At 68.3% G+C, this 13,082-nt stretch carries 10 protein-coding genes; 7 read left to right on the top strand and 3 right to left on the bottom strand.

Features of this window, described 5'->3' with window-relative positions; genetic code table 11:
* Positions 1-71 precede the first annotated feature (71 nt).
* From betA to betI, 3 genes are read right to left on the bottom strand one after another with little or no spacing between them, the layout of a single operon-like run.
* Complete coding sequence (gene betA / locus ACPUER_RS00690) at positions 72-1,772, bottom strand: choline dehydrogenase (protein WP_425130082.1); 1,701 nt, start codon at positions 1,770-1,772, stop codon at positions 72-74.
* A gap of 16 nt (positions 1,773-1,788) precedes the next feature.
* On the bottom strand, positions 1,789-3,258 hold the full coding sequence (gene betB, locus ACPUER_RS00685; protein WP_065501270.1) for a betaine-aldehyde dehydrogenase: 1,470 nt from the start codon (positions 3,256-3,258) through the stop codon (positions 1,789-1,791).
* Positions 3,259-3,288: 30 nt separating this feature from the next.
* Positions 3,289-3,873 carry a transcriptional regulator BetI gene (betI, locus tag ACPUER_RS00680; protein WP_175962213.1) on the bottom strand — a complete coding sequence of 195 codons (585 nt, stop codon included), beginning with the start codon at positions 3,871-3,873 and terminating at the stop codon, positions 3,289-3,291.
* 719 nt (positions 3,874-4,592) lie between these two features.
* Between betI and ACPUER_RS00675 the strand changes: the two genes are divergently transcribed.
* The 7 genes from ACPUER_RS00675 (at position 4,593) to ACPUER_RS00645 (ending at position 13,026) form a co-directional block, all read left to right on the top strand.
* Positions 4,593-5,495, top strand: coding sequence for an alpha/beta fold hydrolase (locus ACPUER_RS00675; protein ID WP_425130081.1), 903 nt, complete (start codon positions 4,593-4,595; stop codon positions 5,493-5,495).
* A 67-nt stretch (positions 5,496-5,562) separates the two neighbouring features.
* A complete protein-coding gene (locus ACPUER_RS00670) occupies positions 5,563-6,132 on the top strand; it encodes a methyltransferase family protein (RefSeq protein WP_425130080.1) in 570 nt (189 codons plus the stop codon).
* A gap of 17 nt (positions 6,133-6,149) precedes the next feature.
* On the top strand, positions 6,150-7,433 hold the full coding sequence (locus tag ACPUER_RS00665; RefSeq protein WP_425130079.1) for a glycosyltransferase: 1,284 nt from the start codon (positions 6,150-6,152) through the stop codon (positions 7,431-7,433).
* Entirely contained in the window at positions 7,430-9,025 is a 1,596-nt protein-coding gene (locus tag ACPUER_RS00660; RefSeq protein WP_425130078.1) for a DHA2 family efflux MFS transporter permease subunit, read from the top strand. Before ACPUER_RS00665 ends, ACPUER_RS00660 begins: the two co-directional genes overlap by 4 nt.
* Before the next feature lie 10 nt (positions 9,026-9,035).
* Positions 9,036-9,974: a glycosyltransferase family 2 protein gene (locus tag ACPUER_RS00655; RefSeq protein WP_425130077.1), complete on the top strand. Its 939-nt coding sequence runs from the start codon at positions 9,036-9,038 to the stop codon at positions 9,972-9,974.
* A gap of 8 nt (positions 9,975-9,982) precedes the next feature.
* Complete coding sequence (locus ACPUER_RS00650) at positions 9,983-11,836, top strand: efflux transporter outer membrane subunit (protein ID WP_425130076.1); 1,854 nt, start codon at positions 9,983-9,985, stop codon at positions 11,834-11,836.
* Entirely contained in the window at positions 11,836-13,026 is a 1,191-nt protein-coding gene (locus ACPUER_RS00645; protein WP_425130075.1) for an efflux RND transporter periplasmic adaptor subunit, read from the top strand. The genes ACPUER_RS00650 and ACPUER_RS00645 overlap by 1 nt, the downstream gene beginning before the upstream one ends.
* The last annotated feature ends 56 nt before the right edge of the window (positions 13,027-13,082 follow it).

Raw genomic sequence — 13,082 nt, 5'->3', positions numbered from 1 at the left:
AACGCCGCCAACCATCACTGCCGGCGGCGTTTCGTCAATATGCCGATGAGCGGGCAGCACGCCCGCCGTTATCAAACCGTCTCCGGCTGCCTCACCGCCTTCGCGACATCGCGCGCGAGCGCGCCGTTCGCGACGAAGTACGGCACATCGACGCGCGCGAGCGGCTGCTTCCCGCGAATCCTGTCGGCGATCTTCTCCGCGATCATGATCGTCGGCGCGTTCAGGTTGCCGGTCGTGATGATCGGCATGATCGACGCATCGACGACGCGCAGGCCTTCCAGCCCGTGCACGCGACCCGCTTCGTCGACCACCGCCATGTCGTCGTAACCCATCTTGCACGAGCACGACGGATGGAACGCGGTCTCCGCGCGGGCCCGCACGAACGCGTCGAGCTCCTTGTCGCTCTTGCAGTCGGCGCCCGGGTTCAGCTCGCGGCCGCGATAGCGGTCGAGCGCGGGCTGCCGCATGATCTCGCGCGTCGCGCGGATCGCATCGCGGAACTCGCGCCAGTCGAGCGCTTCGGCCATGTAGTTGAACAGGATGCTCGGATGCTGGTTCGGATCGCGCGAGCGCAGTTTCACGCGGCCGCGGCTCGGCGAGCGCATCGAGCCGACGTGCGCCTGGAAGCCGTGCATCTCGATCGCGTTCGAGCCGTTGTAGTTGATCGCCACCGGCAGGAAGTGATACTGGATGTTCGGCCAGGGATCGTCGTCGCGCGTGCGGATGAAACCGCCCGCCTCGAAGTGGTTGCTCGCGCCGAGGCCGGTGCCGTTCAGCATCCATTCGACGCCGATCTTCGGCTGGTTCCACCACTTGAGCGCCGGGTACAGCGACACGGGCTCCTTGCACTCGTACTGGATGTACATCTCCAGGTGGTCCTGCAGGTTCTGGCCGACACCGGGCAGGTCGAGCACGACGGGGATGTCGAGTTCCTTCAGCCACGCGCCGGGGCCGACGCCCGAGCGCTGCAGCAGTTGCGGCGACGCGATCGCGCCGCTGCACACGAGCACTTCGCGGCGCGCATGCGCGGTCGCGCGCTCGCTGCCGCGCAGGTACGTGACGCCCGATGCGCGCTTGCCGTCGAACAGGATGCGGTCGGCGAGCGCATGCGTGACGATCTCGAGGTTCGGCCGCGCACGCGCCTGGTCGAGATAGCCGCGCGCGGTGCTCGCGCGGCGGCCGCGCGGCGTGACGGTGCGGTCCATCGGGCCGAAGCCTTCCTGCTGATAGCCGTTCAGGTCGTCGGTGCGCGGATAACCGGCCTGCACGCCCGCGTCGACCATCGCCTCGAACAGCGGGTTCACGCCCGGCTTGCTGGTGGTGACCGACACGGGGCCGTTGCCGCCGTGATAGTCGTTCGGGCCGACGTCGCGCGTCTCGGCTTTCTTGAAGTACGGCAGGCAGTCGAGATACGTCCAGTTCTCGAGACCCTTGTGCGTCGACCAGTTGTCGTAGTCGAGCGCGTTGCCGCGGATGTAGCACATGCCGTTGATCAGCGACGAGCCGCCGAGCCCCTTGCCGCGGCCGCATTCCATCCGGCGGTTGTCCATGTGCGGCTCGGGATCGGTCTCGTATGCCCAGTTGTAGCGGCGGCCCTGCAGCGGATAGGCGAGGGCGGCCGGCATCTGCGTGCGGAAGTCGAAGCGGTAGTCGGGGCCGCCCGCTTCGAGCAGCAGCACCGTGACGTCCGGATCTTCCGTCAGGCGCGTTGCGAGCACGTTGCCCGCGGAACCTGCGCCGCAGATGACGTAGTCGTATTCGCGTGTCGTCATGACGGGTTGTCCTCCTTTAAAACACCGGGTTGTAGCGGCCGAGCTCGACCTGCACCGACTTGATCCGAGTGTAGTGCTCGAGCGTCGTGATGCCGTTCTCGCGTCCGACACCGGATTGCTTGTATCCGCCAACCGGCATTTCGGCCGGCGATTCGCCCCACGTGTTGATCCAGCAGATGCCGGCTTCGAGGCGATGGATCGTGCGGTGCGCGCGCGACAGGTTCTCGGTCACGACGCCGGCCGCGAGCCCGTAGTGCGTGTCGTTCGCGCGGGCGATCACTTCGTCCTCCGATTCGAAATCGAGGATGCTCATCACCGGCCCGAAGATTTCCTCGCGGACGATCTTCATGTCGTCGCGGCAATCGCCGAACACCGTCGGCGCGACGTACTGGCCGCTGCCGAAGTGGCCGTCGGTCAGGCGCGTGCCGCCGGCGAGCAGCTTCGCGCCTTCGGCCTTGCCGCTATCGATGAAGCCGAGCACCTTGTCGAGCTGCGCGGCCGACACGAGTGGGCCGAAGTTGGTGTCGGCATCGGTCGGCTTGCCGACGCGGATGCGCTTCACGCGCTCGAGCACGCGCTGCGTGAACGCGTCCTTGATCGAACGGTGCACGAATACGCGCGTACCGTTCGTGCAGACCTGGCCCGAGCTGAAGAAGTTGGCGGTCACCGCGATGTCGGCCGCGCGGTCGAGGTCCGCATCGTCGAACACGATCAGCGGCGACTTGCCGCCGAGCTCCATCGTCACTTCCTTCAGCGACGATGCGCCGGCCAGCGACATCACCTTCTTGCCCGTCTCGACGCCGCCGGTGAACGACACCTTCGCGATGTCCGGGTGGCCCGTGAGCAGCGCGCCGACCGAGCCGTCGCCCTGCACGACGTTGAACACGCCGGCCGGCACGCCGGCTTCCGTATAGATTTCCGCGAGCTTCAGCGCCGTCAGCGGCGTGACTTCGCTCGGCTTGAACACCATCGCGTTGCCGGCCGCGAGCGCGGGCGCCGTCTTCCAGCACGCGATCTGGATCGGGTAGTTCCATGCGCCGATGCCCGCGCACACGCCGAGCGGCTCGCGGCGCGTATAGACGAACGAATCGGCGCGCAGCGGCACCTGCAGCCCTTCGATCGCTGTCGCGAGGCCCGCGTAGTACTCGATCACGTCCGCGCCGGTGACGATGTCGACCGCGAGCGTTTCGCCGATCGGCTTGCCGGTGTCGCGCGTTTCCAGCGCGGCGAGTTCGTCGTTGCGCTCGCGCAGCAGGTCGACCGCGCGGCGCAGGATGCGCGAGCGCTGCATCGCGGTCATCGCGGCCCATTCGCGCTGGCCTTCCTGCGCGGACGCAACCGCGCGGTCGACGTCGGCCGCGCTCGCCTGCTGCACCTGCGCGAGCAGCTCGCCGGTGGCGGGATCGAAGGTATCGAAAGTCTTGCCGCTCGTGGCGTCGACGTAACCGCCGCCGATGTAGAGGCGCTGCAAACCGAATACGGACATGAGGATCTCCTTGAGGGCGACTGCGTAGCGTCAGTCGGACGCGAGCAGCAGGTCGATGTAATCGTGGGCGAGCTTCAGCGCCGCCCGGGTGTCGATGGGGCCGCCGGCGAGCGCGCCGCGCAGCCACAGGCCGTCGATCAGCGCGGCGAGGCCGCTGGCGGCTTCGCGCGCCTTCGTGCGCGGCAACGCCTTCGCGAATTCCGCGCACAGGTTCGAATGAAGGCGCCGCGTGTTGACGTGCTGCAGGCGCTTGAGCATCGGGTCGTGCATGCTCTGCGACCAGAACGCGAGCCACGTCTTCATCACGGGCGCGCTGACCTGCGTCTCGTCGAAGTTCGCGGCGACGACTGCACGCAGCCGCGAACGCGGATCCTTGCGTGCCGCCACGCGGCGGCGCGTGGTGGCCGACCACAGGTCGCGCAGCACGTGCCGCATCGTCGCTTCGAGCAGGCCGTCCTTGTCGCCGAAGTAGTGGCTGACGATGCCCGTCGAGATCTTCGCGCGTTGCGCGACCGATGCGAGCGTCGTGCCGGGCAGGCCCGCTTCGTCGATCGAACGCAGCGTGGCGTCGATCAACTGAGCGCGGCGTATCTCCCGCATTCCGACTTTCGGCATCGCGACTCCCTTCGCCCGGACGGGCCATCCATGGAAGTCGAGAGCTTAGCGGTTTTTTATTGAACGATCAATCAACAAAAAATCGGGGTCTGACGATGGCAGGGTCTCGGCGGTATGACGGATCGACCACTTGCCGCGATGTGCAGATGCGTAAAAACGAATTGAAAGAAGGTTAAGTAAGCTGGAGTTTGTTTAAAACGGTTTGCGAAAAATGGTGCAATGCACTGGAAAATTTACGGCCGCGTTTCTATTACGAAATGAAAGAGTGTGGATGCCTGTAATATTATTCACGATGTGGAATGGCGAGTGGAGGTGGTGAAGATTGGTAAATTCAGGAAGTCCGTTTTAATCAATCGATTAAAATGGAATATCGCTTTGAATTTAAAGAGAAATATTGGATTTCATTATGCCAAGGAGCGCTGCTCGCAAACGATTGCTGACGCCTTTTTGGCGATCCCTCATACCATATAAATTGATAAAAAAATTTGAATCCGGTGTATTCCCGGGTCGAGTAGAGGGAATCGTTGGGTGACTTGAGTCAGTAATATTGTCCGTATTAGTATGGCGCCGCACTGTGAGGAATGAATTGGCGCCGCCGGTATTTGCCGCGGTGCGTCGGCAATGGGCGCGGCGAAGGATCGCGCGCGGGGTCGGCACCCGCCATTGCGCAGCTGCAGCATGCCGCGACGTCGAGACGCCGCATCCACCGGAGAACGACGATGCCGACCGAAAAACACGTGGTCCCGCTGCCGAATGGTCTGAAGGTCTACGTCGAACGGAACGTGTTCGACCCGGCGTTCGACACGGCGATGCTCGTCAACGGCGCGCTCGCGACGACCGCGTCGTTCGGGCAGACCGTCCAATATCTGGGCGAGCGGATGAACACGATCTGCTTCGACCTGCCGTACGCGGGGCAGTCGCGCCAGCACAATCCGGGCTGCGTCATCCTGACCAAGGACGACGAAGCCGCGATCCTCCAGCATCTGGTCGAGCGCTTCGCGCCGGCATTCCTCGTGTCGGTGTCGTGGGGCGGCGTCGCCTCGCTGTTCGCGCTCGCGCGCGGCTGCCCGAGCGTGCGGCGCGCGGCGATCTGCTCGTTCTCGCCGTTCCTGAACGACGCGATGGTCGACTACGTGACGCGCGCACGCGATCACATCGCGGCCGGCGAGAACCTGAAGGCCGCGCAGCTGCTGAACGACACCGTCGGCCGCTACCTGCCGCGCATCATGAAGCTGTACAACTACCGGTATCTCACGCGCCTGCCGCGCGACGAGCAGGACCAGGTCGCGTTCCACGTCGACCAGATCCTGTCGCTGCAGCCCGAGCGCTACTTCAGCGAGTTCTCGAACATCGGCTGCGAGCTGCTGTTCCTGAACGGCGAGCGCGACGAATACACGACGCCGGCCGACGTTCGCCAGCTCGGTGCGCACGTGCCGCGCGCGCGGTTCGCGACGGTGCCGGACGCCGGCCATTTCCTCGACATCGAAGGCCGCGCGCAGCGCGAACACACGCGTGCGGCGCTGCTCGACTTCTTCTGCGACGGGTCGCCGGTCGCGGCCGGCATGGCGCACGCCGCCGCGCATGCGTGCGTGCCCGCGCCGATCCACGCGCTGTCGTCGTGACGCCGCACGTCGTGCCGTGGGCCCGGCCCGCGCACCCGAATTCCCATCCCAACGAGGCAGGCCAGCCGTGAATATCGTTCAGACCATCGCCATCGTCGTTCCCTGGGCCGCATGGCTCGCGTACTGGATCGCCACGTCGCAGGGCGTGAAGACGACCGTGCGCAAGGAGGCGTCGCGCTCGCGCACGCTGCAGTCGATTCCGCTGATCGTCGGCGGCGCGCTGATCATCCTGCCCGATCCGTCATGGCAGGCGCTCGTGCCGGACTGGCAGCGCTTCGGCCTGCAGGCGCAGTGCGGGCTCGCGGTGCTGGTCGCGGGCCTGCTCTTCTCGGTGTGGGCGCGGCTGCATCTCGGCACGAACTGGAGCGTGTCGGTCACGCTGAAGGAGGACCACGAACTCGTCCGCACGGGGCCGTACGCGCTCGTGCGTCACCCGATCTACACGGGCTGCCTGCTCGCGCTCGTCGGCGCCGCGCTGATCGGCGGCGAATGGCGCGGCGCGATCGGCGTGCTGCTCGTGTTCGCGTCGCTTGCGTACAAGGTGCGCGTCGAGGAGAGCTGGCTGACCGGGCATTTCGGGCCGGCGTACACGCAGTACCGCCGCGAAGTCGCGGCGCTGATTCCCGGCTTCTACTGATTCCCGCGAGGCGCGCGATGGCGAAGATGATCGTGACCGCGATCGGCTCGGCGGGCGACGTGCATCCGTTGCTCGGCGTCGCGCGCACGCTCGCGGCGCGCGGTCACGCCGTCGTGTTCTGCACGCACGCGCCGTTCGAGGCGGCCGTGCGCCGTTGCGGTTTCGCATTCGTGCCGGTCGGCACCGCGGCCGAATACGAGGCCGCGATGGCGAACCCCGCGCTGTGGGACCCGCGCACGTCGTTCCGCACGCTGTGGCAGGTGATCGCGCCGATGCTGCGCCCGCATTACGACGCGCTGCATGCGCTGACCGACGACGATACGGTGCTCGTCGGCACGCTGTGGGCGTTCTCCGCGCGCTTCATGCAGGAGCTGCACGGCACGCCGTACGTGTCGGTGCAGGTGTCGCCGTCGACGCTGCTGTCCGCGCATGCTCCGCCGACGCACCCGCGCCTGACGATTCCCGCGCGCTGGCCGCTGCCGGTGAAGGCGGCGCTGATGACGCTGATCGAGCGACAGGTGCTCGACCGCGTATGCGGCCCCGCGCTCGACGCGGTGCGTCGCGAACTCGGGCTCGCGCCCGCGCGGCGCGTGCTCGGCCGCTGGCTGCATTCGACCGACGGCGTGCTGTGCCTGTTTCCCGGCTGGTTCGCGCCGCCGCAGCCCGACTGGCCGTCGAATCATCTGCAAAGCGGCTTTCCACTGTTCAACGACATCGCGGCGCCTGACGAAGATGCGGAACTCGATGCGTTTCTTGCGGCCGGCGAGCCACCGGTCGTGTTCACGGCCGGCTCGACGCTCGTCGATCACGCGACGTATGCGCGCGCGGTGGCGGACGCGCTGCGCGCGACGGGCGCGCGCGGGATCCTGCTGACGCCGCACGATGCCGCGCCGGACGGCAACCGGTTGCTCGTGCGCCGCTTCGTGCCGATGCGCACGCTGCTGCCGCGTTGCCGCGCGCTCGCGCATCACGGCGGGATCGGCACCGCGGCGCTCGCATACGAGGCCGGGATCGTGCAGGTCGTGACGCCGTTCGCGCACGACCAGTTCGACAACGCGCAACGCGTCGCGGCGAGCGGCTGCGGCGTGCGTGTCGACGGTCCCGTCGACGGCGCGCGTCTCGGTGCGGCGCTGGCGCACGTGCTCGGCGAACCCGCATTCGCGGTGCATGCCGAGCGCGCGCGTGCGCTGCTCGCCACCGCGCCGGACGGCTGTCATGCGGCCGCCGATTTCATCGAACGGTTCGCGCCGAAGCGCGGGCAGGCGACCAAGCGGGCCGACGTCGCGGTGGTCGGCGCATGAGTGCCGCGTCGCCGCTTCGCGATGCGCCCGGCGCGCCGTCCGCATTCGACGCGCCGGCCCCCGCGCCGGCCCCGCAGCCGCTGCGCGGCATCCGGCTCGCGCTGCTGACGTTCGCGCTGTCGCTCGCGACCTTCATCGAGGTGCTCGATTCGACCGTGACGAACGTCGCGGTGCCGGCGATCTCCGGCAGTCTCGGCGTATCGAACAGCCAGGGCACGTGGGTGATCAGCTCGTATTCGGTCGCGGCCGCGATCGCGGTGCCGCTGACCGGCTGGCTCGCGCGCCGCGTCGGCGAATTGCGGCTGTTCGTCGGCGCGGTGCTGTTGTTCACGCTGACGTCGCTGCTGTGCGGGCTCGCGCGCGACCTGCACGTGCTGGTGATCTGCCGCGCGCTGCAAGGGCTGTGCTCGGGGCCGATGGTGCCGCTGTCGCAGACGATCCTGCTGCGCACGTTCCCGCCGGACAAGCGCACGATCGCGCTCGCGCTGTGGGCGATGACGGTGCTGCTCGCACCGATCTTCGGGCCGGTGGTCGGCGGCTGGATCGTCGACAACTTCTCGTGGCCGTGGATCTTCCTGATCAATTTGCCGATCGGACTGTTCTCGTTCGCGGTGTGCACCGCGATGCTGCGCCCCGACGCGCAGCGCGGCGCGGCCGGCCCGATCGACGTGCCGGGCATCGTGCTGCTGGTGATCGGCGTCGGCTCGCTGCAGGCGATGCTCGATCTCGGCCACGATCGCGGCTGGTTCGATTCGCCGCTGATCGTCACGCTCGCGGTGGTCGCGGCGCTCGCGATCGTGTCGCTGCTGATCTGGGAGGCGGGCGAAGCACACCCCGTCGTCGATCTCGGCCTGTTTCGCGACCGCACGTTCTCGTTCTGCGTGCTGATCATCTCGCTCGGGATGATGAGCTTCTCGGTGGTCGGCGTCGTGTTTCCGCTGTGGATGCAGGCCGTGATGGGCTACAACGCGTTTCATGCCGGGCTCGCGACCGCATCGCTCGGCGTGCTCGCGCTCGTGTTCTCGATCCTCGTCGGGCTGCATGCGCACCGCTTCGACGCGCGCGTGCTCGCGACGTTCGGCTTTCTCGTGTTCGCGGGCGTGCTCGCGTGGGATGCGCATTTCACGCTGAAGATGACGTTCGCGCAGATCGCCGCGCCGGGGCTGATCCAGGGGATCGGGCTGCCGTGCTTCTTCATTCCGCTGACCGCCGCGACGCTGTCGCGGATTCCGGACGACCGGCTCGCCGCCGCGTCGAGCCTGTCGAACTTCCTGCGCACGTTGTCGGCCGCGTTCGGCACCGCGATGAGCGTGACGCTGTGGGACAACCGCGCGACCTATCACTACGACGTCGTGTCGCAATCCGTCACGCATGCGTCGGCGAATACGCAGCGCTTCGTGCACACGCTGAACGCGATGGGCGTGGACGGCGTGCGCGAGCTGACGACGCTGCACCAGGTCGTGATGCAGCAGGCTTACATGATGGCGACGAACGACATGTTCTGGATGGCGAGCATGACCTGCCTCGTGCTCGCGGCGATGATGTGGCTGACGCGGCCGAAGCGCGGCGCGGCGGCGTCCTTCGGGCATTGAGGAGACGAACATGACGACACTCGGCGCACTCGTGATCCTGTATCACCCGAGCGACGCGCAGCTCGAAGCGCTTGGCGCGTGGAGGCACGCGTGCGACGCGTTGCTCGTCGTCGACAACACGCCGCAGCCCGATGCGCGGGCGCGCGACCTGTGTGAGCGCGAAGGCATCGCGCTGCTGCATCACGGCAACCGCGGCGGGATCGCGGGCGCATACAACGCGGGGCTCGCGGCGCTGTTTCGCGACCGCATCGATGCGGTCGCGCTGTTCGACCAGGATTCGTCGGTGCCGGCCGCGTATTTCCCGGCGATGCGCGATGTCTGCGCGGGGCTCGCGGGGCGCGCGTTCCTGGCCGGCCCGCGCATCTTCGACGAGAATGCGCGCAGCTTCCTGCCCGAACTCTCGACCAACGGGATCGGGCTGCGCCGCCTGCGCATCGAGCCGGGTGCGCCGCTGCAGCGCTGCGCGTTCCTGATCTCGTCGGGCTGCGTCGTATCGCGCGACGCGTTCGACATGCTCGGACGGTTCGACGAGACGCTGTTCATCGATCACGTCGATACCGAATACAGCTTCCGCGCGCTCGCGCGCAACGTGCCGCTTTATATCGTGCCGTCGCTGGTGCTGCCGCACCGGATCGGCGCGAAGCAGCGTCATGCGATCGGCCCTTTTGAAATGACGTCGATGAATCACTCGTGGCAACGGCGCTACTACAGCGCGCGCAATGCGGTGCAGCTCGGGATGCAGTACGGGCTGCGCTTTCCGGTGGCGATCGTGCCGAACCTGCTGACCGTGTGGCAGGTCGTGCAGATCGCGCTCGTCGAGCGCGACAAGCGCGCGAAGCTCGCCGGCATCCTGTTCGGTGTCGCCGATGGCCTGTTCGGCCGGCTCGGCCCGCTCGAACGCACGCGGCCGCGGCTGGCTGCACGCGCGCAGCGCATTCAGCACGGGTGAGGGGCGCGATGCGGCGTGTGAAGAAAGCGGCGGGTTTGGCGTGTGGCGTGCAACGCGGCTCGATGATCGCGACGGCGGCCGTGCTGCTGGCATTGGGCGGATGCGTGCCGTCGGGCTTCCTGCCTTCGCTGTCGCTGCGCGCGCCGGCCGGCGATGCGCTCGCGCACACGGCCGGCCCCGGCGCGAACGGCGCGTGGCCCGCGCCCGACTGGGTGAAGCAGTTGCAGGATCCGCAGCTCGACGAGCTGGTGACGGAGGCATCGCAGAACAACCCCGATCTGCAGGTCGCGCAGGCGCGGCTGCGGATCGCGCAGGCACAGCTTCAGCAGTTCGATTCGCTGACGGGGCTGACAGGCACGGCTGGCGCCACGATCAGCCGCGCGCGGATGCCGAAGCCGGGCGACGACGTCGCCAACGTGTCGGTCAGCGGCTATCGCGTGCCGGTCGAGATTTTCGGCGATCCGAACGTATCGCCGTCGTCGGTGTTCGTCGGGCTGAACTACCAGCTCGACCTGTGGGGGAAGAACCGCGCGGCGACGAAGAGCCTGATGTCGCTGCGCGACGCGGCCGGCGTCGAGGCCGAACAGGTGCGGCTCACGCTCGCCGTCGCGATCGTCACCGTGTACTGCCAGCTCGACCAGGCATACGCGGTGCGCGACCTGCTGCAGCAGAAGCTGAAGATCAGCCAGCGCGTGACGGCCGTGCTGCGCGAGCGCACCGCGCGCGGCCTCGACAACGCGTACGACGCGAGCGATGCATCGATCAAGCGCAGCCGCCTGCTCGAACAGATCGCGCTGAACGACGAGCAGATCAAGCTCGCGCAACTGCAGCTCGGCGTGCTGTCGGGCCGCGGCCCCGAGCGCGGGCTCGCGCTGCAGCGTCCGCGCGTCGGCGCGTTCGCGGGCAGCGCCGTGCCCGCGCGGCTGCCGGCCGACCTGCTCGGCCGCCGGCCCGACATCGTCGCCGCACGGCTGCGCGTCGAAGCCGCGTTCGCGAACGCCGATTCGACGCGCGCGCAGTTTTATCCGGACGTGAACCTCGTCGCGCTCGGCGGCGTATTCGCGCTCACGCCTGCGTCGCTGTTCTCGCGCGATTCGCTCGCGGGCTCCGTCGGCCCCGCGATCTCGCTGCCGATCTTCGATCGCGGTCGGCTCAAAGCAAAGCTCGGTGCGGATGTCGCGCAGGCCGACGTCGCGATCGGGCTGTACAACAAGACCGTCGACGACGCGCTCGGGCAGGTTGCGCAGATCGTCACGTCGCTGCAAACGTCGCAGACGCTCGTCGCGCAGCAGCAGGACGCGGTGGCGGCCGCGCAGAAGATCGTGCAGATCGCGGCCGACCGCCACCGGCGCGGCGTGCTGATGCAGAAGGATGTCGATGTCGCGGATCTCACGCTGATCGACGAGCGCGCGCAGATGATCGCGCTGCTCGGCCGGCAGCGGACGCTGCGCGTCGGGCTGATCGGCGCGTTGGGCGGCGGATTCGATGCGGGCGCAACGGTTGCGCAGGCGCCGGCCGTGCATCAGGCGCGCAGCGGGGCGGCGAGGCGCGTTGCAGCGACCGCTGCGGCCCTTGGCGCGGCTGCGAATCGGGCGGCGGCGGCGGGTACGTCGAACGACGCGCGCCCGGGGAGCGCGGCAGTGCCGCCGGTTACCGGCACGGCGAGTTCCGCCCCGGCACCGGCACCGGCACCGGCACCGCGCGACGACGCGGCGCGCCCGTCGACGGTCGGTGCGACCAACCCCCGCGGCACGCCGGTTCTCGCGCGCACGGCATCGGCGAGCCCGGCGTCGGGCGCGTCGGTCATGCCGGCGATACCCGTCTTCCAGCACGATCGTCTGATCGTTACGCAAAGCGACTGATGCACCACGACAACCTTCATACCGCCGCGCAGCCGGCCGCGCTGAACGATCCGGCACTCGATGCGCGCCGCGCGACGCGCCGCAAGCGCTTCACCGTGTTCTTCGCGGTCGTGCTGCTGGCCGCGCTCGCATGGGTCGCGTACTGGCTGTTGAGCGACCGCTATTACGAAGATACCGACGACGCGTATGTCGCGGGCAGCATCGTGCAGGTCGCCGCGCAGATTCCGGGTGCCGTGACCGACGTGCTGGTTGCCGATACGCAGGCCGTGCGCGCCGGGCAGACGCTCGTGCGGCTCGACGACACCGAGGCGTCCGTCGCGTTCGCGCAGGCGAAGGCGCAGCTCGCTCAGGCGGTGCGGCAAGTCGCTAACGCGAAGATCTCGAACACGATGTACGTCGAGGCCGTGAACGCGCGGCGCGCCGACCTGTCGCTCGCGCAGCGTGCATGGGTTGCGCGCTCGGGCGCGTCGGTCGAGATCGTCGCGCCCGAGGAGCTGGCGCGTGCGCGCGCGGCGGTGGCCGGCGCGCAGGCGAATCTCGCGGCCGCGCAGGCGCAGCTCGATGCCGCGCGCGCGCTCGGCAGCAAGCTGCCGGTCGACGAAAGCCTGGCCGTCGTACAGGCGGCCGCGCAGTTCAAGCTCGCGTACCGGAACCTGAAGCGCACGACGATCGTCGCGCCCGTCGACGGCACGATCGGGCAACGCTCGGTGCAGGTCGGCCAGCAGGTCGGGCCCGGCGTGCCGCTGATGTCGGTCGTGCAGTTGAACCGGCTGTGGATCGAGGCGAATTTCAAGGAAGGGCAGATTCGCCACATGCGCGTCGGGCAGCCGGTCGAGATCGTGTCGGACCTGTACGGCACGCGTGTTGCCTATCGCGGCCGCGTGCAGGGCTTCTCGGCGGGCACGGGCAGTGCGTTCTCGATGCTGCCGTCGCAGAACGCGGCCGGCAACTGGATCAAGGTCGTGCAGCGCGTGCCGGTGGTGATCGCGATCGATCCGCACGATCTCGCCGCGCATCCGCTGCGCGTCGGGCTGTCGATGCGTGCGACGGTCGACACGCACGACCGCAACGGCCATGCGCTCGACAGCGAGCCGCCGACGCCGGCCGTCAGCACGCGCGTGCACGACGGCGTCGCGAGCGAGGCCGAAGCGGCTGCTGCTGCGATCATTCGCGAGAATCAGGGCGGGTAACGCCTGCCGAAAAGTGGAGGGCAGGCCGCCATGGGCGGTCCGACCCCCGGTATATC

Origin of the sequence: Burkholderia sp. DN3021, from assembly GCF_049805555.1 — a bacterium.
Taxonomy (GTDB): Bacteria; Pseudomonadota; Gammaproteobacteria; order Burkholderiales; family Burkholderiaceae; genus Burkholderia; species Burkholderia pyrrocinia_C.
Note: the sequence above shows the minus strand (reverse complement) of the source record. Positions and strands in the feature narration are given on the sequence as shown.

Bases quoted from the DNA above. Each gene is read 5' to 3' on its own strand.
- ACPUER_RS00660 (WP_425130078.1), top strand. From the start codon at position 7,430: ATGAGTGCCGCGTCGCCGCTTCGCGATGCGCCCGGCGCGCCGTCCGCA.
- ACPUER_RS00665 (WP_425130079.1), top strand. From the start codon at position 6,150: ATGGCGAAGATGATCGTGACCGCGATCGGCTCGGCGGGCGACGTGCAT.
- betI (WP_175962213.1), bottom strand. From the start codon at position 3,873: ATGCCGAAAGTCGGAATGCGGGAGATACGCCGCGCTCAGTTGATCGAC.
- ACPUER_RS00650 (WP_425130076.1), top strand. From the start codon at position 9,983: ATGCGGCGTGTGAAGAAAGCGGCGGGTTTGGCGTGTGGCGTGCAACGC.
- betA (WP_425130082.1), bottom strand. From the start codon at position 1,772: ATGACGACACGCGAATACGACTACGTCATCTGCGGCGCAGGTTCCGCG.
- ACPUER_RS00645 (WP_425130075.1), top strand. From the start codon at position 11,836: ATGCACCACGACAACCTTCATACCGCCGCGCAGCCGGCCGCGCTGAAC.
- ACPUER_RS00655 (WP_425130077.1), top strand. From the start codon at position 9,036: ATGACGACACTCGGCGCACTCGTGATCCTGTATCACCCGAGCGACGCG.
- ACPUER_RS00675 (WP_425130081.1), top strand. From the start codon at position 4,593: ATGCCGACCGAAAAACACGTGGTCCCGCTGCCGAATGGTCTGAAGGTC.
- betB (WP_065501270.1), bottom strand. From the start codon at position 3,258: ATGTCCGTATTCGGTTTGCAGCGCCTCTACATCGGCGGCGGTTACGTC.